Genomic DNA, 26557 nt, shown 5'->3' on the forward strand with positions numbered 1-26557 from the left:
ATCTATATTACAAAAGCCTGAGCAAGGATATATTCTAATCAATGAATCCTATTAATGAAGAGGTCAAAATAAAAATACACTAAGTGCTACGATCGACGTAGTAAGGATATTTATATAGCACTATTCTATTATGAATGAAGGACCTGCATCTCGCATTTCGCGCAGTCAAATTTTAAACGAAAACGTCTACCATCAGATGATTGCAAGTACAATGGTTCTTTCCACGGAAGAGGAGCGCTATGCTTTTGTGGGCAATGTCCAAGTGCATAGCGAATACAATGTCTACAGGTCATCAAAATGGGCGACTGTGGAGGTTTTATTTCAAATGCAGGAGCAATATGATTGACACCGTGCTCTGTATAGAAATCTTTAGCAAGATGGTTGGCCACATTGGCTGTATAATCCAATTCTTGTATATAATAGCTAGAATCTTTTGCTACTTGTCTTCGCTGCTGTCGTTGATACATTTTTTGATATTCTTCAATTAGCAGCTGTTCCATTTCTCGTCGCCAAGTTGAAAGAATAGAGGAAGGGATGAAATACTTTTCTGTATTCAAGCTGAATGTTTTAACGGCGAAGATGGTATTGCCCCATTTGGATAATTGCTTAATGATATTTTCGCGTTGCGGAGTATTCGCCATTATTTTTTCTATGATAAAATCTTTTGCTATTTTGTATCCTTTCTCATCTGTAATAGTTATGGAAAATCCTTCTGGAGTTTCATTAAGTATCATCTCTATTTGAATCTTGCGTTCCGCAGAAGTCTTCTGCAGTATTGTATCAAATTTTATATCGAGATTTCTGAAAATTTTAGTCCCTCGAGAGATGCGTATAGAGCGACCTGGAAAAATTGCACTATTCACAACTTTATTGACGCGGAAGCCTTCTAGTTTTCCAAAACTATTCAGGAAGCACAGTCCATCACCTGCCGCAATATTGCTATCTTCTTTTAGGTAGAAAGCATCTCTATTTGACCTCTCAATCGTACCCACAAATTCTCCTCGTGCTTTAGGGGTTGAAAAATTGTGCACTTTAGAGCGTCCATGAAGAAAGTATTCTGTGAATCCTCGATTGAAGCTTTTACTTAACTGGGGTGTAAAGGTGTAGGTAGAAATGCCATAAGAGGTACGACAATAATCGTTTTGGCGCTTATCAATTACCTTATCAATTGCTTGCCGATAGAATGCAGTCACATTCTTTACATAGTTAAGATCTTTAAGTCGTCCTTCAATTTTGAAAGAGGATATACCTGCATCCATCATTTCTTCGATAGAAGCACTTCTGTTCATATCTTGTAAGGACAAAAGATGCTTGTCCTTTTGAATGATATTCCCCATGGCATCAATAAGATTGAAGGATAATCTACAGAATTGTGCACAATGTCCTCTGTTTGCACTTCTCCCAAAACATGATTCTGATACATAGCAACGCCCAGAATAGCTTACGCATAATGCTCCATGGATAAAACCTTCAAGAGGAATATCTACCGCGTCATAAAACTTTTTGATTTCATCTATTGATGACTCACGAGCTAAAACAATCTGAGAAAATCCCATCTTTTCCATGAATTGTGCTTTCTCTACATTTGTCATATCCATTTGTGTTGAGGAATGAAGCGCAATAGGAGGTAGATTCATCTTTAGCAGTGAGAGATCTTGCACGATCAAAGCATCGGCCCCTGCTTCATAAAGTTGATAAATCATTCTTTCAGCTTCAGCTAATTCGTCATCGTATAATATAGTGTTAAACGTTATGTAAATAGCCGCTCCAAATAGATGTGCAAAATCACATAAACGCTTAATATCTTCGATGCTATTTCCTGCAGCAGCCCGAGCACCAAAAGCTGGTGGTCCTATATAAACTGCATCTGCTCCGTGCCGTATGGCTTCGATTCCGATTTCTGCATTTTTTGCAGGGGCTAGTAATTCTATTTTTCGCATCGCATATATTTCTTTTCTGCCACAAGAATTTGTGTCTCTGTTAAAAAAATGATTGCAAAATCAGAAACGCGTGATTTCATGATTTTGCAATCTCCTTAGTCTGTCTTAGTGCAATTTATCGGCCACGCTGATAAGTTATTTCGTAATAGCATGGATAAATATTAGTATAAAGTGCCGCATTGGATTGCCCTTGTGTACTAGGGACAATCAATCGTACTTTAGCTATTTCTGATGTGTCTGAAATCTGGCGTCCTAGATTAATGAATTGTAAAGGAATTAGCCAACTGGAAGGTACCGAACTACCATAGAAAGTTTTCATAACACCACTTGCAAAAGTTCCAGAAAGTGTCCCATAAGTGTTCTGTGCAATCATGATGTCTGGATGACCTTCATAAGTAAGAACATTATTGGAAGTTTGGATACTATCTGTGGCTATATTAAATTCTGTATAGCGACAAATAACCGTTGCGGTTTCTCCCGATTCAAGTTTCTTTCCTGTTCCTTTACGTTCAATCTGCATGTATACACCTGTACCTGCGAAGAGCACATATTCGTTCTTAGATACATCAGTCGTTGAATCGTTGGCATAGAATTGACTTTCTGTGATAGTCTTGATGGGTGGGACATATATCAAGGAATCACCTGAATCTTTATCTACAACCAAAGCTCCAGTTTTTAGAAAAGCTTGGATCTGCTTTTTCTCTTGTTCTCGTTTTTCTGCATACGAATCATTATCGCTACAAGATTGGAAAAAGCTACTCATTACTACAATCACGAGCAGGATACTATATATTCTTTGTCTCATATTCAGTCGTTTTGTGTACAAAGGTAGTTTGAAGTCATCAAAAAAAGATGGATTTAACGATTTTTCTCTATCTGTAGAACCTTATTCCCAACCAAATCGTTAAATCCAGTATTTATTGATTTTATCCTAGGAGTTATTCTCCATCTGGCATAATCAAGCGATAGCCTTTTCCATGTACATTGATGATGCGCACATTCTCATCTTCCTGTAAATGCTTACGGAGGCGTGTGATGTATACGTCCATAGATCTAGCGTTGAAATAGTTGTTGTCCAGCCAGATTGCTTTTAAAGCATCGTCACGTAAGAGGACATCATTTGCGTGTGCGCATAAAAGATTTAGAAGTTCACTTTCTTTAGTGGTGAGATCTTGAACTTTATCACCGCGCACTAGTGTCTGCTTCTTTGTGTCAAATTCATAAGAACCAATTTTATAGAAGGAAAGTGCACGATTTTGTTTGTTGCTCACCCGACGCATTACAGCCTCAATTCTGAGACGAAGTTCTTCCATAGAGAATGGCTTGGTAACATAGTCGTCAGCACCAATTTTAAAACCTGTTTGGATATCTTCTTTCAGCGTCTTGGCCGTTAAGAAAATAATTGGAATGAATTCATTGATAGATCTAATTTCTTTAGCAAGTGTAAACCCATCTTTTCTAGGCATCATAACATCTAAAATGCACAGATCAAATTTTTCAGTCATAAAGATCTTATACCCTTCTTCTCCATCCACTGCCAGTTCTGTGTCAAAGCCTTTAGCTTGTAGGTACTCGCGGAGCAGCGGTCCAAGATTTTCTTCGTCTTCGCAGAGGAGAATTCTGATTCTGTTTTTCTCTTCCATAGTTTTTTATTTTTTGTGCTTGCCTAAATTAGGCCGGCGGGTTTATATTTATTGATTTATGATTTTTTGATGATAGGGAGACTTATTATAAATTTTGTTCCTCTACCATAGTCACTTTCTGCGTGGATATTTCCTTTGTGATAGTCTATCACTTTTTTTACATAAGCTAGTCCTAGGCCAAATCCCTTAACATCGTGTCGGTTGCCTGTATGTGAACGATAGAACTTTTCAAATATTTTTTTTAAATCTTCTTTTCTTATGCCGATGCCATTATCTTGGATACTTATATAAATTTTATCTCCTTTATTATACGAATCTATCGTCAATTCGATCTTTTTGTCCGCTGATTTATATTTTATTGCATTGTCAAGCAAATTGAAGATAACATTTGTCATGTGCATCTGGTCAACAAACACTATGGTATCTGCAGCCTCTAAATGAGTTTTTAGACTGCCTCCATTAGTTTCTACTTTTAATCGGAACGTATCTGTTACATCCTTCAATAGGTTGTTAATGTCAACCTCTTTTCGCTTGAATGTACCTCCCTTTTCATCGAACATTGACATTTGAAGTACTTTCTCCACTTGAAAACGCAAGCGTTTTGTTTCATCATTGATAATACCTGAGAGATGCTTTAACATATCTCCACTCTTTGTAACTGATGGATCTTGGAGCATTTGTGCAGCAAGAGATATTGTTGAAATTGGTGTTTTAAACTCATGCGTCATATTGTTTATGAAATCGTTCTTGATTTCTGTCAGTCTCTTTTGTCGGAAGATGGTGTAAATTGTAAATACAAACATACATAACAATATTAGCGTGAAGATAATGGCAGGAATGATAAAGCGTACACTCAGAAATATATATTTCTGCATATTGGGAAAGTGCACATACAGAACTCCCATCTTAGGGCGCGGATCGTGTTCAAAGAGTTCTTGCCTATAACTATTCTCTGATCCTTGCGGGTCATAGTCGGGGCATTTTATAATTGTATCTCCGTTGGCATTGAGAACCACATAGTGGTATGTGAAATCGTTATTTAGTCTAAGGCCATTATTAATAAATGCTTGTTTCAACTTTGAATCTATATTTGCTACACGCTTGGCTAGAGGTTCGTCGCTAGATTTATATAATGCAGCATAAGCCACTTCATCAAGCAATCCTTTTTTATATAAGTATGCTTCGCGAATTTTTGCCTTAAATTCATCAGTTGAAGAACTATCATTGAAATTTTCTGGGAGGAAGGCCTTAGGAATGCCTGACGAAGTGTGGAAATTAGCAAATTTCTTTTCTACATCATCAAGAGATTTTGCTTGAGTTGAATCTTCTGGAATTTCACTTTGTTTTCGGAGACGTTCTTGCGTCTCATCAATTTCGATATCGCGTGCCGCTTGTGCCATAGATCGGGTGACAACCGCCTCAATTTGTTCTCGGCGTATATCGATAACCTCTTGCAAATACCGTGTTTGCAGATAGAGTAGGGAAAGAAATGAAATTCCCATAACTGAGGCAATGGCCCAAATGGTAGACTTCTTCATGTGACATCTGAACTTCTATGCTCGCAAAAATACAGAAAGAAGTTATTGACAGCTAATAAACTGCATAAAAAATAGTGATTTATAAATAATTTTAAGAAAAACACTCATTGATTAGTTGATAAAAAAACAAATAGATCGTTGTAATAGAAAAAAGCTTTAATATATTATTCTAATTATTGAGTTTGGGTTAACTACTTTGAGATGTTCGATAGAAGATCTGGTTTATTTTGTCCTCTCAAAATTACTCCTTTGCTGTGATGACCATCCATTTTGATTATCAAAGGTACTGGCAAATGGACATGGCGTACAAAAGGAGTTTCAAATAAAGCTGGATGTTGGGTAAGCCATTCTTCATCGAATGATCCATCGCCAGTGGAGGGAGTGATGGTGAAATAACCAATACCCAGGCTTGTAAGATTTTGGAAGAAGTGTGTACCCTGAGAAGGATCTACTCTATAATTGGGGAGACCACACTCTACAATTGTTCTTGCTGCACTGATTTGTGAAAATTGTACGGGAATACCCAACCAAGGGTCAGAAGAGCCCCAGCGTCCTGGACCAATGAGAACATATTCTTTACCATCTGCAGCTAGTCGTTCGTTGATTTCTGCAATTTGTTGTGCTATCTCTTGATTTTTTGCTGCATCAAAATTGGCTGATGGCACATAGACTATATCTTGTATATCTGAAACAATGCCATTACCTAGGACATTCTCTGAATAAATCAATAAAAAATCTTCATTTTTTATAATAATATCCTCTCCAAGATCTTCTCGATTGTCTACAATGGGACGAATCTGTAGAAGATAGAAATGTGCTATTTCATAATTGGAGACATCAAGAGCAAATTCTATTTCTACATGTCGCCCCATTTCATTGCGTCCAATGTTAAGTAGACTTTCTATGGTCTTAGCAACGGGAAAAGGAGAATAATGGAGTAATCTGTCGAAGGTTATGAGAAGGCGTCCTGTTTTTTGAGCCCCAGGAATAATTCGATGGTCATTGAAATCATAAGTTGATGCCACTTGTTGCAGACTCATATTCTCTCGTGCATCAGTAACTTTTAGGCTGAGAAGATTAAACGCTTCACTGGTACTAAATTTTGGAGCTAGATTGTCCAAATCAAGTGCAAAAAAATGAGTTTGCGTTTCTTTTAATGCCAATTCAGGTGTAGAGAGTTGAAGTATATGATTTGTATGTTTTGGAGAAAAGCGAAGTGTCTGTCCACCATCGACAATATACTTTCCTAACCCAAAAGCAATGTTGGCAATACCATCTTCTGCTTGCTCATGTCCAAGAGGATAAAAATTAAGAGAGCGAGCTACACCACTCATCGTAGGATAGAATAGATTGTTATGTTTTGTTCCAACTACTTCTTGAATAACAATCGCCATCTTTTCTTGGTCTATGAGATTCTGAGTAGCTGTGAGATAGTTTTTACTCGCACGGTAGAAGACACTTGCATACACAGCCTTTATAGCACCTCTCAAGAGTCGCATCATTTCTTTTTGATCCTCGATATGCGGAATCATATATGTAGAATAGATGCCAGCAAATGGCTGATAATGAGAATCTTCCAACAATGAAGAAGATCTAACAGCAATAGGTCCATGTACTATATTCAGCAAAGAGAGCAAGTCTTCCAACACTTGATTTGGCAGTGTGGCCTGCTCAAAAGTGGCTAGTATTTCTTCATCGCTAGCATTGCTTAGCGCAAGAGGATAGAGCTCGTTCTCTTCCATAAAAGCATCGAAGATATCTGTACAAACAACAACCGTCTTAGGGATGTTTACGGTAAAAGTTTGTGTAGACAATCGCGGATACCGACGTACCATTGCTGACATAAATGCTAGGCCACGTCCTTTACCACCCAATGAGCCATGGCCAATGCGCGCAAAGGAAGCATACTCGTCGAAGCGATCTTTTTGAAAGATTGCTACTACTCCTTCGTTCTTCATGTGTCGGTATTCTACAATCAAATCGAAGATAAGCTGACGGGCTTCATCCATATTTGTGTATTCTTCCACATCTATGTGTTTTAGTACCACTGCTGGCGGGAACATAGCACGGCTAAAGAAGAAGCGGCTAAAGTGGTTGTGGCTTAGATGATAACGCAGAGATTTCTCAGGAATTTTCCAAATATAGAGTTGTAAATCATGAAGCGATTTGATACGATGTATGGGCTGATGCGTGTTGGGGTCTATAATGATAAAATCACCAAAGCCGAAATGCTTTGTTATTTCAGAGCGGAGGTCTTGAGGATAGCTTTTAGAGTTTTTACTGATAAAAGAAGCCACAAGTTTGTGAGCATATTGTATATTGCTATCCTCACTCGATTCTAATATCAGTGGAATGTGGTGGTCTTTACTCTTAATGTATTCTCCAAGATGCGCTCCTGCAATAGGATCTTTTTCTCCATTACGCATAAAGCTCATATCAGAGATAACTCCAAGGATGTTATCATCAAACTTTTCTAAAAGTTCTTGAGCCTCTTCGTAGGAGCGCGCCAATAGAATTTTAGGTCTACCACGCATTCTCATAGTCTTGAGTTGGTCGTTGAGAGCTTCTTTAGAAAACTCCAAACTCTGTTCTAATACAAAATGATAGAGAAGTGGGAGAGCTGCCGAATAGAATCTAACACTGTCTTCTACCAAAAGAATGTTCTGTACGGAAGCCTCATGCGTGTCATGCTCAGCATTCCATTTATCCTCTATAAGTTTGATTATTGCAAGAAGGAGGTCTGCATTTCCTAACCACGAAAATACATAGTCAACTGTTGAGAGATCTTCTTTAGCCATTCTTCGTGTTACTTCTTTTGAAAAAGGAGTTAACACTGCAATAGTAATATCAGGATACTGTTGTTTTATGTCCTTTGCTGACGCGAAAGTGTCTCGGTTATCCATATTCGGCATAACGATGACGAGTTCGAAATGGCGATCTGCTAACTCTATGAGCGCTTCCTCTTCTGATGTTACCTGTGTAAAGCGAGGAGGATAGCGTAAGCCCAAAGAATTGTACTCATTGAAAATTTGTTCGTCTACACGTCCATCATCTTCCAGCATAAAAGCATCATATTTTGTTGCTATTAGAAGGACATTGTAGATGCGTTTGTGCATGAGTTCTGCAAAGGGGGTATCGCGAAATACAACTTCTTTTAGATTGGGTATCATTCCGAATAGAGATGTTATTAGGTTGAATAATTATTTGTTATGAGCTGATAGATATACAGTTTTAGGGATATATAGCTGAATATATTTCTTCAGCTTCACAGAAGTGTAAAAGTAGTTTTTCTGTGTAAACCATAGTTTCTGTAAGATGTTTAACGTCTCCATCAAAACCATTGATGATGATGAGAATCTTCTCTGTTGTTAGCTCACACTGCGTTCGCACACTATCGCTCGTTGGTGTAGCAAAGCTTCCTAGTTCATCTCGCCAAACAGGCAAGTGGGCTATATTGAGCGGTCCTCGGCCTATGCCTTCATAGTCTTCGCCCTCACGACCAATGCCAAAGATGATAGTATCTCCTTTGATATGGGCTGCATCAAGCACAGCTACACTATAGCCGCTCTGAAGCGAAATGAGATTGCCAAGGTCAACTAACATACTAATGGAATAGAGATCTTTACCTTGTAACACTCTTCGGGCCAATTGTTCGCACGATGGGCGATATCTGCTAGGATCTTTTCTTGCTGCTTTATAGGCAGCTCGCGTTGCAGCAATGCTAGAACGTTCTTTGATGGAATCGGTCGTGAAGTTCTCTTGAAGCCAAGATGAGCATGATCTTATTTCTTCAGAGAGCTGAGAAGATGTGGGCTGATTGCTCACAATAGCTTCAATAATTCCAGCATGATAGTTGCTTATAATGCTTGAAATCTCTGGGCTTATAATGGGGTGTATCATATGTTTTCTTTTATGGCTTGGCCGCAAAGACGATAGAAGTCACAGCATTTGCAGCTATCTTTAGAGGGGGTAGCAATGAAGGGTATAGACGGGTTGAGAAGGTCTTCAATGAGATGCTTTAGTTTTCCTTCGAAGTCTTTAAATATTTGCTCTTGAATGTTTTTATTATCACTTTTTCCAATAATAATTCTTGGGTCATAATTTTCTTTTGTTGAGAAGTGCGGATAGAAGAGGACTGAGGAAAATTGATTTATTTCCGTGAATTTCTCCTTCACCGCTAAGGCGTAGAGCAATGTTTGGAACAAATATCCGGGGTGTGCTTTGCCGTCTGTGTTAAAGAGTTCCTCTACATCTTTTGCGGTTTGCTCCTGTGAGCTTGTTTTGTAATCGACAATTCTCACTGTGGGATTCTCATTAGGAAGAGTAGCAATATCAAGACGGTCTACGAAACCTCCAACGGCAAACTCGCGTTTCACCCCATTGACCATCACATCGATTTTTGTCCCATGAGGTTCTTCGAGTGTCAAGATTTTTAGAAACTCAAATTTACTGTCAAACTTGAGGAGATTGTGCAAATAGGTGAGCACAATTTCTGTTACGAGCGCATTGGGCAATAATCCTTCTTTTTTATATGCCTGAAAGATAAATTGACGGAGTTTTATCTCCTTTGATGAGGAGAGCCAAGATTCTAAATCCGACTTTGAAATAATAGGAGTATTGTATTTGTTTTTTTCCTTATTGTATCCGCAAATTTCCTTATAGAGCAGCTCGGCGGAAGTATGAAAAATATTACCAAAACTATTGGCTTTTATATCATCAGGAGCAGGGGTAGGGAGTCTTAGTTTTTTTACCTTTTGGTAATAGAACTTGAGAGGACATTCGATATAAGCGTTCAAGGAAGAAGGGGAGAGCATTCTGCGTTCTCCGTTTCTTCCCAATGGATTGAGGATATCAAAGAGATTGTCGGGCTTTTGAATAGGATCTTCGCTTAATGCCTCTCTTTGGGGAATATCCACCAACGTTTCGTGGTGGATATTATCGTAGATTTTAGAAACTACTATCTGTTGAAGAAAACGTGAAGGCTCGGCAGTGGCAATGTCTGTTGTAGAATTGTAGAGTATGCGCACTTTGCTAGGTCTCTGAAGGAGGCGATAGAAATAGTATGCATATACGGCATTTCTCTTCTCCGAACAAGTCAGATTGAATGCTTTGCGCAGAGTGTAAGGAATGAAGGAGTTTTCTGATTCAAGCTTCGGAATTTTTCCTTCATTGGCCGATAGTAGAAGGACGTTGTCAAAGTCGAGATTACGTGATTCTAGAAGTCCCATTACCTGAATACCATCAATAGGGTCTCCATGGAATGGAATAGAGAGCTTGCTCAAGACTTGTTTGATGAGGCGGTGGAGTGTGAAGGTTGTGACTTGTAAAGTCTTGTTACGAAGTAAAACAATAAAGCGTTCAAGCGTAGTGTGAACTTTGTAATATGCTTCAGTATAAAGAAGTGATATGAATTGATGCTTGTTGCTCGCGTCTGTTTTTTCTTGTTCGTTATTTTGCAATAAATTACGTGCTGCTCGTTCAATAACAAATTGAATGATTTGTAGCAGGTGTTTTTGCGAACGCTTGCGTTGCGAATGTTCTGCAATATTTAGGAGTTGGTCAATGAGGGTATAGACAGGAGTATGCGTCAGTTGGAAACCTTTGGTGATATTCACCTTTAGTTCCGTTGTATCTGTTCCGTCTTTATTCTCACCAACAATAGCTGGCAATGCATGGAGAACCGGTTCGGTTAATTCTTCATTACAGAGAATGATGGCTGTACGAGGCTGATTCTGTAAGTCGAGATGTCCGCGTGATAGTTGTAGCCAATCGGCGACAGAAAAGGCTTGTATATTTTCGCCTGGTGCTTGTACGATTTCAAATTCTTCCTTTGGTTGAGATAGGTTATTGAAATGTTCTGCTGGTAACTCATTGGGGAATTCACGAAGATCTTCTCTGATGAAGATACCTGCTTCGTATTCATTGTGTTCGGATACGTAGAAGTTATCATAGTCCCAATAGAAGCGTGCTTTCTGTTGTTGATTAAGCCATGTCAGTAATTCGTGTTCCACATAATCGAGAACATTAAGACCTACAAAAACATATTGTTTTACTTCTTTGGGACATTTGATGGCACCCTGCTTGAGTTCCTTTACTACGTCCCGATAGAGTGCTCCTTCATAGGCTTCCCCCTTAGCAGAAAGTTCATCGTTGAGAGTTGTATAGATATCGTACAAATGGTCCCAAACTTCAAAGAATTTAGCGTGAATACCAAAATCTCCTTTTACGTGTTTATGAAAGAAAGCATATAATTCGGCGCGTTGTTCGGGCGTGATATAGCCATCGTCCTCTAGTTTTTTTAGATCGCTGATATTGCAAAATACTTTCTGTGCATCATGTTCGAGAGAGAGATTCTTATCGATATCATCAAAATCGGCTAAGAGACGTTCCCCCCAGCTATAAAAATGATCTAGACTTTCTTTTGAATGTGTTTTGCACACATATATATTATATAGGCGACAAATGACTTCAATATCGTCGGCTAAAGTTTTATGGGAGAACGATTTGAAAAGCTCACTGATAGTCATATATTGTGGAGCCCAAATAGCTTTCCCTTTGAGTAGACTTTCTAGATGACGATTAAAGAATAGACTAGCACGCTTATTAGGAAAAACTAAAACAAGTCGTGATAAATCGTTAGGGTTCTGCGCTTTAGCTATGATATCTTGAGCTACTAATTCAAGGAAGTATTTCATTATCTTTAGTTTTTGATTGAATGATAAAGGTACGAGAATTATAATTCAACAGGGATAGTAAAATCTTTGTCCACGTACCAAAGATAGCCTTTTACATGTGGACGAATATCCATTAGTAATTTCATGTACTCTTGCACCTGTAGAATATGTTTCTTTTCTTCCTTTTGAGCGAATTTGAAGTCTATAATAATGGTTTCATCGCCCCTTACCATTATTCTGTCTGCGCGATGCTCTGCGCTTCCATTTTTGAGAAGTGTTGTTTCTGTAAATACATCCCACGATCCATCGAACCATTCTGGATGTGCGGATAAATACTCTGAAAAGATATTTTGAAGCCTCTCTATTTCATCTTCAGAAATTATGCCAAGTTTGGATAAGTGCTTGATTGCTTTTGGCATATCTTCGGAAACTTTTGTTTCTTGCATGATTCTATGGAAAATCTTTCCACGATCCATCATCTTAAATTTAGAGGAATCTTCCCCCTGTAGCTCAGTCATAAACTCCAAAGAATCATTTGACTGGCAGAAGGATAGACGGGCAGGGAAGGTCTTAAAAAAAATGTTTTTCTCTTGGGGCGTATAAACAAATGGGTTGTCGCTTTTCTCTACTTTATTTGTTGCCTTCATTCCAGGAACTTCAGGTGTTCCTATTTTATAGATAAATAGGGACTCTATTTGCTCGTGCCTTAGGAGGGGGGCTTCATTTTGAAGCTCTATAGGATTTTTGTCATATAAGGCTTTGAGCGTGGAAGCTAGCAAGAGTCCCATATTATCCTTTGTTTTTTTGCCCTTTGTATTAGCCCATAGAAAAAGATTGTATCTCGGTCTCGTGAAAGCAACATAGGCCAAGTTGAGATTATCAACATGACGTTGGTTCATTTCTTCTTCGTATTGCGTTTTGAATTTTGAAGTTTTAGCTTGAGAGCTTGGGCTGATGGGGATATGTGGCATATCCTCTTTTTTGATAAAGGGATTATCCCACCAGAGAAAGGAACGATGATCACTGTTTGTTGTGTCTAACTCCCATGTGCAATCTGGAATAAAGACAGAATGGAATTCAAGGCCTTTTGATTTATGAATTGTCAGAATTCTAACTGCATCTACTTTAGAGGATGGGATGGACTTATTCTGAAGTGTATTCTCCCATTTTCGTAAGAAGCTATTGATAGTATGGGGGTTATTACTGATATAATCTAGGGTTTGGTCGAGGAGTGAGAGGATATAGGTAGAGCCTTCTTTTAGCTGGTCGAGTTGGAATATCTCTATGAGGCGAAGTATCAGCTCATAGAGAGGCATCTTTCTTAGGTAGTCAATGTCAGAAGAGAAATCTTGGGGGAGATCTTCCAACTTGTTGCTATGTGATGGTTCTGCATGAAGGATATACTTCTCATAGGCTTTTATAACAAAGTATATAGCGGCTGTATCTTCCTCATTATCCAAGATACGCAAAAGGTGAATGATGAGCTGTACACCTAGGGAGCTTCCGAGTGCAAAGGCTTCGTCAGAAACAAACTCAATGTCAGTGATGTTTTCTATAATTTTTGCAGCATCGTTTCTCTTTCTAACAAGGATGCACATATCCTTCCAAGCAACACCTGCTCGATGGAGTTTGTGCATTTGAGCAGACAGAGAGGAATCTTCGTCAGAAAATGCTGGAGTTTCTCTTTCTTCTGAAATACATGCATACACATATCCACCTTGTCCTTTTTTAGGTATTTGATGAGTGGTTTCTTTTGTGTAAATCTCTCTTAGAAGGGTGGTGTTAGATTCTTCATCGAGCTGTTTTGCTGCTTCAATGAAGAATTTATTGTTGAAGTGTACAATATTACTCTTACTTCTATAGTTGTCATTTAGTGTTTCTGTTTTTATATCTCCTATCAAGGCCAGTTTAGGATTTTTACTCATATTCATGAGTAGTCTCCAATCCCCACCATTCCAACGGTATATGCTCTGCTTAATATCGCCTACAATTAAGTTGGTGTTTCCTTCTGACATGGAGTTAAGAAGTAAATGACAAATATTGTTCCATTGAGTTTTAGCCGTATCTTGGAATTCATCAATCAAGATGTGCTTATATTGATTTCCTGTTTTTTCGAAAATGAAAGGAGCATCTTGGTCGTCAATGAAGGTATGGAACAGAAGTTTAGTCTTTGTTAGCAAGAACCGATTGTGCTCTTGATTGACAATATCAAGTTTTTTCTCTATGGCATTTAGTAAACGTAGAGGACTTAGATTTTTCAGCATAAGAGCAACTGTGTTAGAAAGTTCTTCATATTCCTTTCGAACCTTTTCTAACTCATTTAGTTGCTCGATGAAGTTTGTTTCTAATGAGCACAATTCTGCATTGTCTTGCGCTTTCTTCAATAGAAGTTTTACATCGCCATTTAGAATTTTTTCCATGGCCTCTTTCGGTGCTTTAGGCATATTCTTAAAATATGGCTTTATGCTACGTGAGTTACTATGCTCTTCAAGGGTGGCTTCAAATTCATCTTTTATTTGCTGCAGAGTATTGTTAAACTGCTCACCGATGTCACTAAGGATTTTACGCAGGCTCTTAATGAAATCATTCATCCTTGCATTATCAGCAATAAAAAACTTTTCAGCTTCGGGGAGTAGTTGGTAGTCTTCTAATAGGAGATTTTTATAAGCAAACTTCTTTATTTCTTCTGCTATATTCCAGTTCTGCGCGTCTGTATTGCGCTGGTTGATATAGTTTTTTAACCAGCCAAGTTCTAAAGGCTCAGGATCGCGCAGTAGTAAGTCTACAGCTTCTCCTATCGCCTCATTATTGTTGATATCCACTTTTAAGTTAGCTGGTAGGTTGAGTTCTCGAGCTAACGAAGAAAGCAGTTTTTGGAAGAAGGAGTCAATAGTGATTACATGGAAATGGTTATAGTCGTGTAAGACATCTATAAGTGCTTTTCGTGTAAGAACGACAATCTGTTGGTCTGAAACGTTGATGGAGAACGATGCAAGTATTTCCTTTACTTTTTCGAGGAAGGCTTTGTCTTGCTGTTGAGAGAGCGCATACAGATATTGCAGTATGCGTACTTTCATTTCTGCTGTTGCCTTGTTTGTGAAGGTTATAGCCAAGATGCGACGATGGGCATTGATGGCATAGGCAGGGATTTTGCCGGCTCCAATAGTTGTATGAAGTTCAGCTATCAAGTCGGCTACATATTCTGCTGACAATGTAAATGTCTTTCCAGAGCCAGCAGAAGCATTATTCACTGTTAGATACATGACACAAGTCTTTTATGCAAATTTAGTGTTTTTCCTTTTTACCTAAAAATAATGTTGTAATTTAGACGAAAAATTTACTCATGCTGGGATTATATATTCATGTTCCTTTTTGTCGTAAACGCTGCATTTATTGTGACTTCTATTCCACAACTTTAGGGATAGAAATGAGTCAGCTGTACACGGATGCTCTTTGTCAGGAATTGAAAGTCTATCGTGGCGAGGAGCTTTCTACTATCTACTTTGGTGGTGGCACTCCATCACAGTTAACGCTCTCGCAGTTTTCGCAGATTTTTGAAACAATCCATCACAATTTCTCTCTGTTGTCTGATGCTGAAATAACGATGGAGGTTAATCCCGATGATGTTACGCAGGAATTTGCTATGGAGCTTACCCGTTGGGGCGTAAATCGCGTTAGTTTGGGGATTCAGACATTCAACGATGAACGTTTGAAATTCTTAAATAGACGTCATACTGCTCAAGAGGCTATTCAGGCTGTTGAGCGGATAAATAGTGTGGGGATAAAGAATATCAGTGTTGATCTTATCTATGGGCTCCCTAATGAGACGCTGGAGGAATGGAGAGAGGATGTGCAATTGGCTTTGTCGCTCTCTATTACGCACCTTTCGAGCTATTGCTTGATGATAGAGGACGGGACTGCACTCTTCAAACTCTGGGAGAAAGGGCGGGTTAAAGAGGTGGAGGAAGATATGGAGTTTTCGATGTTTCAATCCTTGATAGAAATGACTGAATACAAAGGCTTTGAGCACTATGAGATTTCTAATTTCGCTCGTGAAGGCTTTCGCTCTCAACACAATTCTAGCTATTGGCAAGGCCTGCCATATATTGGCTGCGGACCTGGGGCACATAGCTTTGATGGGCGTACCCGTCGCAGCAATAACGCCGATTTGCGGGCTTATATAGCTGCTCCTGGACTTCCTCCTCATTCGGTTGAAAACTTAACGGAGGAGGAGAGATTCGAGGAACTCGTCTTCACGCGTATGCGGATGATGCAAGGGCTCAACCTGGAGGAGGTGCCGTCTGATAAGCGCCATCTGCTTCTGCTACGCGCTAAGCCGTTTATAGATAATGGGGCTTTGGAATGTGTCAATAATCATTTACGTCTCACACGTTCTGGGATTTTTATCTCCGACTATATTTTCTCCGACCTTATATAAATAACACAGCACATGGAGGTTATATTACCTCGTTGGAGGTCTATCCTATGTGCTGTGTTGTATTTATGAATCTACTAACTTAGTTTTTCACGAAGTCTACGATTTCCTTATAAATATGCTCGGGAGTAAAACCTAATTTCTCATCGAGCACTTTGTATGGAGCACTAAAGCCAAAGCTGCTCAGTCCATGGATGCGGCCTTGCAGGCCTACAAGGCCTTCCATTGTGACGGGCAAACCTGCTGTCAGAGCGAATGTCTTCACATTCTTGGGAAGCAGAGTTTCTTGATATTCTTTAGATTGCCGACGGAAGAGGCCTTCACTAGGGCAGCTCACTACGCGGGCTTTGATGCCTTCCTTTTGAAGCAGCTGTTGAGTGTCGCACAAGGTGCCAACTTCTGAACCGTTAGCCACAAGGATAACATCGGGATGGGCTTCTTTGATGACTTCAAAGGCTCCTTTCTGAGCTTGTGTATAGTCAGTTCCTGCCGGAAGATCGCGCACGTCCTGGCGACTAAAAATGAGAGCCGTAGGCGTGTCTGTATTTTCCATTGCCATCTTCCAGCACTGCGTATTTTCTTGGTTGTCGCAAGGACGCAGAACGCGCACGCTATCTTTGCCATGATGATTTTTCAGTTTCTCCATTAGGCGAATTTGTGCCTCTTGCTCAACGGGCTCGTGAGTTGGACCATCTTCACCCACGCGGAAGGCATCGTGAGACCAGATGAATTTCACGGGGATTTCCATCAAGGCTGCCATGCGTATGGCGGGCTTCATATAGTCGGAAAAAACGAAGAATGTGCCCATTGCTGTGATGATACCACCATGGAGCATCATGCCGATGCAGATACATGCCATCGACAGTTCGCTGACACCTGCTTGGAAAAATCCGCCAGCGAAATTGGTACGGGAGATTTCTGTAGTGTATGCCAAGAAACCGTCAGTTTTGTCGGAGTTGCACAAGTCGGCCGAACTAACAATCATATTGGGGACATGTTTGGAGAGCATTGCAAGGATAATCTTCGAACCATTGCGTGTTGCCGAGTTGGCTTTGTGCTCTATTTCGCCCCATGGCAGCTGAGGTAGGCGGTTAGCAAACCAGTCGGCTTGCAACTGTGCCTTGGTTGGATTCTCTGCTGCCCATGCCTGTTCTTCTGCGCGTAGGCTATGCACCTCTTTGCGTAGTTCTTCGAGGCGTTCGGCATACATCTTTTCCACTGCTGGTCTCACCTGGAAGGGATTTTCAACATCAGCGGATAGATTCTTGAGTGTCTGTATGTAGTTGTCGCCACCAAGGGGAGCACCGTGAGTTTGGCAGCACTTTTCGTAACTACTGCCATCACCCTTTCTCGCTCCTTTTCCCATCACCGTATGACCTATGATAAGAGTGGGGCGCTGGCTTTCTTCGTTGGCCTTTATCAAGGCTTCTCGAATCTGTACGGGGTCATTACCATCAATCTCAATAACGTTCCAGTTCCACGCCTGATATTTCAGCGCGGTGTCTTCACTGATAACATCGCTCGTTGGGGTCGATAGCTGAATGTCGTTGGAGTCGTAGAACATGATGAGGTTGTCCAAACCCAAGTGGCCTGCAATGCGGCCTGCACCCTGCGAGATTTCCTCTTGGATACCGCCGTCGGAGATGAATGCATAGATCTTCTCGCGTTTGAAACCTGGGTTACCTGTACGCGCATAGAGGGCTTTTGCTGCAATGGCTGCACCCACGGCGTAAGTATGGCCTTGTCCCAATGGGCCGCTGGTGTTTTCGATGCCGCGTTCCACGCTGCGTTCGGGGTGGCCAGCCGTGGGAGAGTCCCACTGGCGAAATTGCTTGAGCTCATCCATTGTGAAGCGTCCGCAAAGCATCAACTGAGCATAGAGCATCGGCGACATATGCCCAGGGTCAAGGTAAAAGCGATCGCGACATTCCCAAGAGGGGCAATCGGGATCGAACTTGAGGAATTCTGAATACAGAACATTGATGAAGTCAGCACCACCCATGGCACCTCCAGGGTGTCCTGATTTTGCTTTCTCTACCATGGCTGCAACAAGCACGCGGATGTTGTCAGCTGCTTCTGTAAGAAGTTGAGATGTATGTTCCATTTTCGCTATTAGGTGTTTGTTTGTAGATGTGAGCAAAGTTACAACTTTTTACTCACGTTTCCTATTTTTTCTACTATTTCTGAGATGGGGCTGTTACTTATTTTTTCGCACTTTTCTCGTCGTTCGATCTTTCGATTGCCTGAGGAGATTTATCCTTGTGGACTGAATCTTCGGTGATATTAACCTTTAGCTCGCCTTCGGCCATGTCGAAGCGAACTGTGCGAGCTGCTTGACTATCGGCACTCTCGAGGAGCAAATCACAAAGGCAATCTTCCACATTTGTTTGTATGGCGCGCTTCAGTGAGCGGGCTCCATATTGTGCATCAAAGCCTTTTTCCACCACATAGTCCAGAGCGGCAGTGGAGAGGTCGAGGTGGAGATTCATGGGAGCTATCCGCTTGCACAAGAGATCTAATTCTATCTTGGCAATCTTCTGTGCATCAGTCTTTTCTAAAGGCTGGAACATAATGATATCGTCCAAGCGATTGAGAAATTCTGGTGCAAACTGGCGTTGTAGGGCCTTCTTCACTATCGCTTCTGCATATTGGTGGCTGTTGGAGCACACTTCGCCCGCATGGAAGCCGATACCTTTTCCAAATTCGCGAATTTGGCGCGTGCCGGTGTTAGAGGTCATGATAATAATCGTATTGCGGAAATCCACCGTTACGCCGTTGCCGTCTGTCATGCGCCCTTCGTCCATCACTTGCAGGAGGGTGTTGAAGACATCGGAGTGTGCTTTCTCAATTTCGTCAAGTAGAATCACCGAATATGGATGGCGACGCACTTTCTCTGTCAGCTGTCCACCTTCTTCGTAGCCTACATATCCCGGAGGAGCTCCAACGAGGCGGCTGGTGGAATATTTCTCGCCATATTCGCTCATGTCAATGCGTATGAGCGAATCCTTGCGGCCAAACATCTGTTCGGCTAGGCATTTCACTAAATAGGTCTTACCAACGCCTGTGGGACCCACAAAGAGGAAGGTCCCCACGGGGCGATCGTGACCCTTCAATCCCATACTATTGCGAGTAATGGCACGCACAAGCTTCTCTATGGCAGTATCCTGTGCCACTACGCGGCTTTCCAGTTCGGCTTTCATGCTTTTCAGACGCGTTGCTTCGCTTTGTACCACACGCTGTATGGGCACGCCGCTGATGTTGCTCACCACGTTGGCAATGTCGTCCTCTGTGATGGTCTGACGGCATGTCTTTTGTTCTGACAGCCACTGACGATTGCGTTCGTTCAACTGCGTTTGGAGTTGTACGGATTCATCGCGATAGCGGGCAGCACGTTCGTAATCCTGCTCCTTAGCGGCTTGGTCTTTCTGTTGCTTCAATTCCACTATTTTCTGCTCCATAGCAACGATGTCTGCTGGCACATTGAGCTCCAGTAAGTGCTTCTGACTTCCAGCTTCGTCAAGGGCGTCGATGGCCTTGTCGGGGAGTGAGCGATCGGTGATATAGCGTTCCGTTAGGTGCACACACGCTGCCAATGCCTCCGGAGTGTAGGCCACATTGTGATGCTCCTCATAGCGTTCTTTTATGTTATGGAGGATTTGCAGGGTTTCTTCGGCGGTCGTGGGCTCGAGGAGCACCGACTGGAAGCGACGGGCTAGGGCTCCGTCCTTCTCGATTGTTTTACGATACTCGTTTGTGGTCGTGGCGCCGATACATTGCACCTCTCCGCGTGCTAAGGCAGGTTTTAGGATGTTTGCAGCATCCAAACTACCGGGAGCTGACCCTGCACCAATAATGGTATGAATCTCGTCAATAAAGATTACTATTTCGGGATGGGCATTGAGCTCTTTTATCAAGCGACGGAGGCGTTCTTCAAACTGTCCGCGAAATTGTGTGCCAGCCACAATCGAGGCCATATCAAGGGCGATGATGCGTTTGTTTTGAAGAAGACGAGGCACTTTGTGGGAAGCGATGAGTTGAGAGAGGCCTTCCACAATGGCACTCTTGCCCACACCTGATTCACCGATGATAATGGGGTTGTTCTTCTTCCTACGGGACAGAATCTGCGCCACACGCAAAATTTCTTTCTCACGACCCACAACGGAATCCAAAGCGCCCTGAGCGGCTTTCTCTGTGAGATCGGTTCCGAAATTGTCGATTATCGGGGTGGGCGAGCTACTGCCATCGCTGGGCATTGACATGGCGTTGGGGGACTTATGCGAACACTCTTCACTGTCCATGGGAGGATGGGGCTGTTCGTCATCGGAGAATCCAAACGAACCTTCTATCTGAGGGATTTGGGGGAGGTTATCTGTCACGATAGAATAGGTTATGTTATATGTATTAAGGAGGGTGCGCGCTGCGTTGTTAGAATCGTGAAGGATGGCAAGGAGCAGGTGTAGTTCGTTGGCCATCTCTTCGCCATAGCGGCGTGCTTCGAGGAGCGTTAGTCGCAGCAAACGACGGCTCTCTATACTCAGAACTAGCGCTTCGGAGGAGGGGAGTGGAGACTTTTGCAGCGAGTCCAAACGAGCCATAATTTGTTGTTTCAGCTCTTCTATAGGGCATGATAGCGACTGCAACATTTGCATAGCTTGGCTTCTCTCATCGTGGAGCAAACCGAGCAGCAGGCAGTCAGTGGAGATGTCGCTCAATGCTTTCTCCTGCATCGCCTTCCGACAGAAGGCGAGCACTTGTGTGAGCCCTGGTGAAAGTTCGTATGTCATAATCTTAATTTCGTTGATGTGACTATGTAGTAGGAGTAGAAAGAAAAGCAAATTTCGTGCCGTTTTTTATTCTCTCTTAGCTTAATGTTTTTGCAACGCTTGTATTTACAGAAGAGAGAGATTTTCCAATTCACTAAGATAAGAATAAAGTGAGAATGCTAAAAAAAGAGAGATAGTATAGGGAAATTGGAGAAAGAGTTGTATTTTTGCTTAGTAATAAAAAGCTTATAGAAATGATACAATCTATGACCGGCTATGGCAAGGCCGATGCACACTTTGGAGGTAAGAAAATCCATGTGGAAATCAAATCGCTGAATTCTAAATCGCTCGACTTGAATGCACGTATTGCACCACTCTATCGCGAACGAGAAATAGAAATTCGTAAGATGATAACGCCTATAGTGGAACGTGGTAAGGTGGACTTCAGCATCTGGACCGAAAAGGAAACTGCTGCTGAAACTGCTCCTATCAATGCGGAAGCTGTGAAGAGCTATATGGCTCAATTGCGCTGCATTAGCGAAGAGGTGGGCTTGCCTTTCAACGATAGCCAGGCTTGGCAGCTACTGGTGCGCCTGCCCGATACAACGGCAGTACAAGCCTCTGAGGAACTCACCGACGAGGAATGGGCGGTGGTGAGCTCAGCTATTAAAGAGGCTCTTCAACATTTGGTGGATTTCCGCAAGCAGGAGGGTGAAGCTCTCTATCGGAAGTTTGAGGAGAAAATCAACAATATCTCACAGCTAATGAAGGAGATTGAGCCCTTCGAGAAAGCTCGAGTGCAGAAAATACGCGAACGCCTCGAAGCCCGACTGGAAGAGCTCCGCGGTGTGGACTATGACAAGAATCGCTTGGAACAAGAGTTGATCTACTACATCGAAAAACTTGACATCAGCGAAGAGAAACAACGCTTGACAAACCACCTACACTACTTCTGTGAGACAATGGACAGAGGACATGCAGGGCAGGGAAAAAAACTCGGTTTCATCGCACAAGAGATGGGACGAGAAATCAATACAACGGGCTCAAAGTCGAATCAAGCCGAGATGCAAAACATCGTGGTGATGATGAAGGATGAGCTCGAACAAATCAAAGAGCAGGTGCTCAACGTGATGTAAAACAGTAAAATAAACGCAAACAATTTCCCCTCTTTTTGAGGCAGATCAGAGAAGATTATGCAAGAAAAAAACGAAAACCAGTTGAGCCCAGGGCGAGTGGTCATCTTCTGTGCCCCCTCAGGCACGGGTAAGAGTACGCTGATACACTACCTCATTGAGCAGCACCCCGAACTGAATCTGCATTTCAGTATCAGTGCCACATCACGCCCTCCTCGTGGTGCCGAACTGCATGGTGTGGAATACTTCTTCTTCAGCCCCGAAGAGTTTAAAGAACACATCGAGCAGGGGCATTTCTTGGAGTATTGCGAGGTGTATAAAGACCGCTTCTATGGCACGCTACGCAGCCAAGTGGATCAGCAGTTGGCAAAAGGCGAGAATGTTATTGCCGACTTGGACGTGATAGGCGGACTCAATGTGAAGCAAGCCTATGGCGAACGCGCCTTGACGGTATTTATTCAGCCGCCTTCTGTCGAAACTCTGAGAGAACGCTTGGAGAAACGCGGTACGGATACACCAGAGGTGATTAACGACCGCATCGCCCGTGCGGAATACGAGATAAGTCGCGCACCAGAGTTTGACTGCATCGTGACCAACGACAACCTCGAACAGGCAAAAAGCGACATCTACCGCGTGGTGAGCAAATACCTACTGCAATGAAGCGACTCTGCATCTTTGGAGGGTCGTTTAACCCTATTCACTTAGGCCATATCGGCATAGCACGTGCCGTGGTGGAGCAGCGTCTCTCGGATGAAGTGTTGCTCATGGTGTCGCCACAGAATCCTTGGAAGGAGGAGAGTGACTTAGCCCCTGAGGCTGACCGCTTGTGGTGGGCTTCTGAGGCCGTGAGAGAAGAACCCCATATTGAGGCAAGCAACTTTGAATTCTCCCTCCCGCGCCCATCATTTACATGGCGCACTTTAGAAGCTCTCCGGAGCGTCTACCCCCATTGTAGACTACAACTCCTCATAGGGGGCGACAATTGGAGGTCCTTCGACCATTGGGCACATTATGAGGAGATTCTCGCTACTACAGACATCATTGTCTATCCCCGGCAAGGAAGCACAGTAGAGCCCCTCAAAGGGCACGAAAAGGCAAAGGTCTATGTGCTCAACGCTCCATTGTTTCCATGGAGCAGCACGCAGATAAGAACTGCAATCCAGCGAGGAGAAAATGTGAAAGAGAGGATGCCAGCAACAATCCTTGAAGACGTGGTGAGCACCTATACGAAAGTATTACACAACGAATAAAACACACCATTATCATGCCGGAAAATATTAGTTGGGGCTTCATTGGATGTGGCGAAGTCACAGAGAAGAAAAGTGGACCAGCCTTCAGTCTCGTAGAGAACTCGAAGGTCGTCGCTGTTATGCGCCGCAACAAAGACAAAGCGCGCGACTATGCTCTGCGTCATGGCATTCCCAAATGGTATGACGATCCGATGAGCTTGATTCATGACCCTGACGTCAATGCAGTTTATATTGCCACACCGCCCAGTACGCACGCTACTTATGCAATCATGGCCATGAAAGCTGGCAAACCTTGCTATGTTGAGAAACCGCTGGCAAGCAACTACGAGGACTGCTGCCGTGTGAATATGATTTCAGAGAAGACGGGAGTGCCTTGCTTTGTGGCCTACTATCGGCGTTATCTGCCTTACTTCCAGAAGGTGAGAGAGCTGATAAAAGCAGGCTCAGTGGGGCGCGTTATCAACGTGCAGATACGCTTTGCCGTACCACCTCGTGATCTCGACTATAACGATAAGAACCTGCCATGGCGCGTGCAAGCCGACATCGCGGGAGGAGGATATTTCTACGATTTAGCCCCTCATCAGCTCGATTTGCTGCAAGAGATGTTTGGCCCTATCATTGATGCCGAAGGCTATACAGGCAATCGCGGTGGACTCTATCAGACGGAAGACAGCGTGAGTGCTTGCTTCCGCTTTGCCGATGCGCTGCCAGGTAGCGGCTCTTGGTGTTTTGTAGCCCACGACTCCGCTCGTGAGGACAGTGTGGAAATCATTGGCGATAAAGGCAAATTGCATTTCTCAGTATTTACCTATGCGCCTATAGTGCTGCATGATGCGCAGGGTAGGCAAGAGTTTAGCCCGGAGAATCCCGAATATGTGCAGTTGCCACTGATACGCAATGTGGTGGAGCATCTGCAAAGCAAAAGAGTGTGCACCTGCGACTGCGTGAGTGCAACCTCAGTGAACTGGGTGATGGATCGCATATTGGGTAAAATATAATTCTCTAATAAACGAATGAAAAGAGTTTTACTAATCCTTTGCTTATTGCTACTGACTGTTGGGTCGCAGGCCCAACAGGTGGTGGATAGCGTATGTGCAGACACCGCGCTCATCGGCATCATACCAGAGGAGCAACTCTTTCCACCGAAACACTCATTTGGCGACTTCTTGAAACGAATGAGGATGAGCATTAAGAGTGGCATACGCTTCTTGGATAAGACAGATAGCACCTACATAGAACCGAACCACTATGATTGGACCGTGATGGGACAAAATAGCAATTTTTTTCAAGTGATCACTATGACGGTTAAAACGGAGAAACAGCATTATCAGACGCTCTCGTTCCGCCCTAAACCCATGTTTAAGATTGGACCATACCTTGGTTGGCGGTGGATATTCCTTGGATATAGCGTAGATGTCAGTAGACCCTCGAGTGCTGGCAAATCAACAGAATTTGATTTCAGTGTATATAGCAGTAAAGTGGGAGGAGACATTGTATATATTCATAATAACGGAAAGTTCAGACTGCGTAAGACGCAAGGATTCGACGGTGTAGATAAGTTCCAATTCAGTGGCACCAACTTCCATGGATTAGAAGTCAATACACTGAGCTTGAATGCCTATTATATTTTTAATCATCGCCGTTTTTCCTATCCAGCAGCGTACAATCAGAGTACGTTGCAGAAACGCTCTGCAGGAAGCGTTATCATGGGCTTTCGCTACGACAAACAGAAGCTAACATTCGATTACACTCAGCTGCCCTCTCCGCTGAGTGAGAGACATTCTGTGGCATCTGTCATGAGCGATGAGTTGAAGTTCTCACGCCTTAGTTATCAGGACTTCTGCTTGAGCGCAGGCTATGCCTATAATTGGGTGTGTGTTCGTAATTGTCTCTTGTCCATTTCGGCAACGCCAGCATTGGGGTATAGAGCCGAAAAAGGCACTAAAGTGAAGTACAATAAATTGCTCTATAACGCCATTCGTTATGTAGCAGTAGATTTTATAGGTCGTGCAGGCTTTGTGTGGAATACAGGAGATAAATTTGCCGGTGTATCGTATATCACGCATCTCTATGGGTATCATAGCCGACACTTGACGATAGCGAACTCTGTGAACTATCTCAATGTCTATGCTGGCTTCTACTTTGGCAAGAAGCAAAAATATCGCCGTCAGTGAGTGGGGCACATTCCCAACTCTTCAAACATACGGCGATAGATGGCAGCTTTCTTGTCTATGCGCATCGGATAAGCCCTACTGCTGCTAGGCATACGATAGAGCCTTAGAGAGCGTCCTTCAAACTGAAACGTGGAGTAGTCACCCACAGCCGGTTGCTTTCCACAGAAGTTCTCTACGAAGGTGTCCGTTGCCTTCTGCCCTGTGGTGCAGATTGCCTGAAGTTCTGGCAAGCGATGCAAGAGTGCCGGTAAATCAGTGGGAGTGACGACTTCTAAGAATTTGTCGCTAGCATTGTCCTGCAAGCGGCGCACCTCTGTGGCCGTATCGTAGCAGCCACACCCTAACTCAGTGAGAAAGGGGACTAGCTCATTGAGTTTGAACGTCTTCTGCTTTACATCTACAAAAAAATCCTTATCATCCTTGAATATAATACCGAAGATGCGCCACATATCATTGATGAAATTAGGATAGAAAAAATCCATGCTCCATCGCTTCTGCTGTGGAGGAAAACTTCCCATCATCAACAGGCGGGCATGAGGAGGTAAAAAAGGTTCAAACGGGTGACGCTCAATGGGAATAATGATACTATCTGTCATAAACTATAAAAGCTTTATATAAAGACTACTTATTCTTTATCACACACTTTCCTCCAGCTAGCCAGTATTTCTGCCAATAGGAGCCTTCAAGACTCTCTACAACAACTCCACGACTACCAGCGTGGATGAACTTATCGTCCTTCAGAAAAATACCTACATGGCCACATTGCTCACCACTATTAGGAGTGCGGAAGAATACAAGGTCGCCTTGTTGCAACTGACAACGTTCTTTGAGTTGAACATCCCTCTCGTATTGTTCCACGCTGCGTCGATGTAGCTGCTTATTGTAGATCCGCGCATAAATGGCCATAGTTAGCCCAGAGCAGTCTACACCACTGCGCGTAGTACCTCCAGCAACATAGGGAGTACCTAGCCACGTTGCAGCCTCCAAGAAAAGTGCATGATCATCGT

General features: G+C 42.7%; 18 protein-coding genes. 6 read left to right on the forward strand and 12 right to left on the reverse strand.

Features of this window, described 5'->3' with window-relative positions; translation table 11 throughout:
* Positions 1-128: 128 nt before the first annotated feature.
* The 8 genes from ABLA33_RS05530 to ABLA33_RS05565 form a co-directional block, all read right to left on the reverse strand.
* Positions 129-1949 (reverse strand): U32 family peptidase, encoded by a 1821-nt coding sequence (locus ABLA33_RS05530; protein WP_311490018.1) that lies wholly within the window; start codon positions 1947-1949, stop codon positions 129-131.
* A gap of 106 nt (positions 1950-2055) precedes the next feature.
* Positions 2056-2745, reverse strand: a complete 690-nt coding sequence (locus ABLA33_RS05535; RefSeq protein ID WP_311489977.1) for a DUF4827 domain-containing protein — start codon at positions 2743-2745, stop codon at positions 2056-2058.
* A gap of 133 nt (positions 2746-2878) precedes the next feature.
* Positions 2879-3583 (reverse strand): response regulator transcription factor, encoded by a 705-nt coding sequence (locus ABLA33_RS05540; RefSeq protein WP_315090881.1) that lies wholly within the window; start codon positions 3581-3583, stop codon positions 2879-2881.
* Between the two features lie 56 nt (positions 3584-3639).
* Positions 3640-5121, reverse strand: coding sequence for a HAMP domain-containing sensor histidine kinase (locus tag ABLA33_RS05545; protein ID WP_347719554.1), 1482 nt, complete (start codon positions 5119-5121; stop codon positions 3640-3642).
* Positions 5122-5312: 191 nt separating this feature from the next.
* Positions 5313-8291 carry a PEP/pyruvate-binding domain-containing protein gene (locus tag ABLA33_RS05550; protein WP_347719555.1) on the reverse strand — a complete coding sequence of 993 codons (2979 nt, stop codon included), beginning with the start codon at positions 8289-8291 and terminating at the stop codon, positions 5313-5315.
* Positions 8292-8352: 61 nt separating this feature from the next.
* Positions 8353-9021: a phenylalanine--tRNA ligase beta subunit-related protein gene (locus ABLA33_RS05555; protein WP_347719556.1), complete on the reverse strand. Its 669-nt coding sequence runs from the start codon at positions 9019-9021 to the stop codon at positions 8353-8355.
* The gene (locus ABLA33_RS05560) at positions 9018-11816 is read right to left on the reverse strand and encodes a PD-(D/E)XK nuclease family protein (protein ID WP_347719557.1); all 2799 of its coding nucleotides are present in this window, start codon (positions 11814-11816) and stop codon (positions 9018-9020) included. Before ABLA33_RS05560 ends, ABLA33_RS05555 begins: the two co-directional genes overlap by 4 nt.
* A gap of 38 nt (positions 11817-11854) precedes the next feature.
* Positions 11855-15058, reverse strand: coding sequence for a UvrD-helicase domain-containing protein (locus tag ABLA33_RS05565; RefSeq protein ID WP_347719558.1), 3204 nt, complete (start codon positions 15056-15058; stop codon positions 11855-11857).
* 80 nt (positions 15059-15138) lie between these two features.
* Between ABLA33_RS05565 and hemW the strand changes: the two genes are divergently transcribed.
* Positions 15139-16233, forward strand: a complete 1095-nt coding sequence (gene hemW / locus ABLA33_RS05570) for a radical SAM family heme chaperone HemW (protein ID WP_347719559.1) — start codon at positions 15139-15141, stop codon at positions 16231-16233.
* A 79-nt stretch (positions 16234-16312) separates the two neighbouring features.
* Here the strand turns inward: hemW and ABLA33_RS05575 are convergent, their stop codons facing one another.
* Positions 16313-18334 (reverse strand): transketolase C-terminal domain-containing protein, encoded by a 2022-nt coding sequence (locus ABLA33_RS05575; RefSeq protein WP_347719560.1) that lies wholly within the window; start codon positions 18332-18334, stop codon positions 16313-16315.
* A gap of 97 nt (positions 18335-18431) precedes the next feature.
* On the reverse strand, positions 18432-21014 hold the full coding sequence (locus tag ABLA33_RS05580) for an ATP-dependent Clp protease ATP-binding subunit (protein ID WP_347719561.1): 2583 nt from the start codon (positions 21012-21014) through the stop codon (positions 18432-18434).
* 233 nt (positions 21015-21247) lie between these two features.
* On the opposite strand from ABLA33_RS05580, the gene ABLA33_RS05585 reads away from it, so the two are divergent.
* Genes ABLA33_RS05585 through ABLA33_RS05605 form a run of 5 tightly spaced genes read left to right on the forward strand, consistent with a single transcriptional unit; the run spans position 21248 to position 25550 of the window.
* The gene (locus tag ABLA33_RS05585; protein WP_347719562.1) at positions 21248-22129 is read left to right on the forward strand and encodes a YicC/YloC family endoribonuclease; all 882 of its coding nucleotides are present in this window, start codon (positions 21248-21250) and stop codon (positions 22127-22129) included.
* A gap of 57 nt (positions 22130-22186) precedes the next feature.
* Entirely contained in the window at positions 22187-22786 is a 600-nt protein-coding gene (gene gmk / locus ABLA33_RS05590; protein WP_347719563.1) for a guanylate kinase, read from the forward strand.
* The gene (nadD, locus tag ABLA33_RS05595; RefSeq protein ID WP_311489965.1) at positions 22783-23376 is read left to right on the forward strand and encodes a nicotinate (nicotinamide) nucleotide adenylyltransferase; all 594 of its coding nucleotides are present in this window, start codon (positions 22783-22785) and stop codon (positions 23374-23376) included. The genes gmk and nadD overlap by 4 nt, the downstream gene beginning before the upstream one ends.
* A gap of 8 nt (positions 23377-23384) precedes the next feature.
* Positions 23385-24374, forward strand: coding sequence for a Gfo/Idh/MocA family oxidoreductase (locus ABLA33_RS05600; protein WP_347719567.1), 990 nt, complete (start codon positions 23385-23387; stop codon positions 24372-24374).
* A 15-nt stretch (positions 24375-24389) separates the two neighbouring features.
* A complete protein-coding gene (locus ABLA33_RS05605) occupies positions 24390-25550 on the forward strand; it encodes a DUF4421 domain-containing protein (RefSeq protein WP_347719564.1) in 1161 nt (386 codons plus the stop codon).
* Here ABLA33_RS05605 and ABLA33_RS05610 read toward each other — a convergent pair.
* On the reverse strand, positions 25544-26146 hold the full coding sequence (locus tag ABLA33_RS05610; RefSeq protein WP_347719565.1) for a uracil-DNA glycosylase family protein: 603 nt from the start codon (positions 26144-26146) through the stop codon (positions 25544-25546). The two genes, ABLA33_RS05605 and ABLA33_RS05610, sit on opposite strands and share 7 nt — an antisense overlap.
* Before the next feature lie 25 nt (positions 26147-26171).
* The coding region (locus tag ABLA33_RS05615; protein WP_347719566.1) for a C40 family peptidase at positions 26172-26557 on the reverse strand (386 nt) is incomplete at its 5' end.

It is taken from the genome of uncultured Alloprevotella sp., assembly GCF_963536905.1.
Classification (GTDB): domain Bacteria; phylum Bacteroidota; class Bacteroidia; order Bacteroidales; family Bacteroidaceae; genus Alloprevotella.

Coding starts and splice junctions, on each gene's coding strand:
- hemW (WP_347719559.1), top strand. CDS start 15,139: ATGCTGGGATTATATATTCATGTTCCTTTTTGTCGTAAACGCTGCATT.
- ABLA33_RS05605 (WP_347719564.1), top strand. CDS start 24,390: ATGAAAAGAGTTTTACTAATCCTTTGCTTATTGCTACTGACTGTTGGG.
- nadD (WP_311489965.1), top strand. CDS start 22,783: ATGAAGCGACTCTGCATCTTTGGAGGGTCGTTTAACCCTATTCACTTA.
- ABLA33_RS05535 (WP_311489977.1), bottom strand. CDS start 2,745: ATGAGACAAAGAATATATAGTATCCTGCTCGTGATTGTAGTAATGAGT.
- ABLA33_RS05575 (WP_347719560.1), bottom strand. CDS start 18,334: ATGGAACATACATCTCAACTTCTTACAGAAGCAGCTGACAACATCCGC.
- ABLA33_RS05550 (WP_347719555.1), bottom strand. CDS start 8,291: ATGATACCCAATCTAAAAGAAGTTGTATTTCGCGATACCCCCTTTGCA.
- ABLA33_RS05540 (WP_315090881.1), bottom strand. CDS start 3,583: ATGGAAGAGAAAAACAGAATCAGAATTCTCCTCTGCGAAGACGAAGAA.
- ABLA33_RS05545 (WP_347719554.1), bottom strand. CDS start 5,121: ATGAAGAAGTCTACCATTTGGGCCATTGCCTCAGTTATGGGAATTTCA.
- ABLA33_RS05585 (WP_347719562.1), top strand. CDS start 21,248: ATGATACAATCTATGACCGGCTATGGCAAGGCCGATGCACACTTTGGA.
- ABLA33_RS05610 (WP_347719565.1), bottom strand. CDS start 26,146: ATGACAGATAGTATCATTATTCCCATTGAGCGTCACCCGTTTGAACCT.
- ABLA33_RS05580 (WP_347719561.1), bottom strand. CDS start 21,014: ATGACATACGAACTTTCACCAGGGCTCACACAAGTGCTCGCCTTCTGT.
- ABLA33_RS05555 (WP_347719556.1), bottom strand. CDS start 9,021: ATGATACACCCCATTATAAGCCCAGAGATTTCAAGCATTATAAGCAAC.
- gmk (WP_347719563.1), top strand. CDS start 22,187: ATGCAAGAAAAAAACGAAAACCAGTTGAGCCCAGGGCGAGTGGTCATC.
- ABLA33_RS05565 (WP_347719558.1), bottom strand. CDS start 15,058: ATGTATCTAACAGTGAATAATGCTTCTGCTGGCTCTGGAAAGACATTT.
- ABLA33_RS05560 (WP_347719557.1), bottom strand. CDS start 11,816: ATGAAATACTTCCTTGAATTAGTAGCTCAAGATATCATAGCTAAAGCG.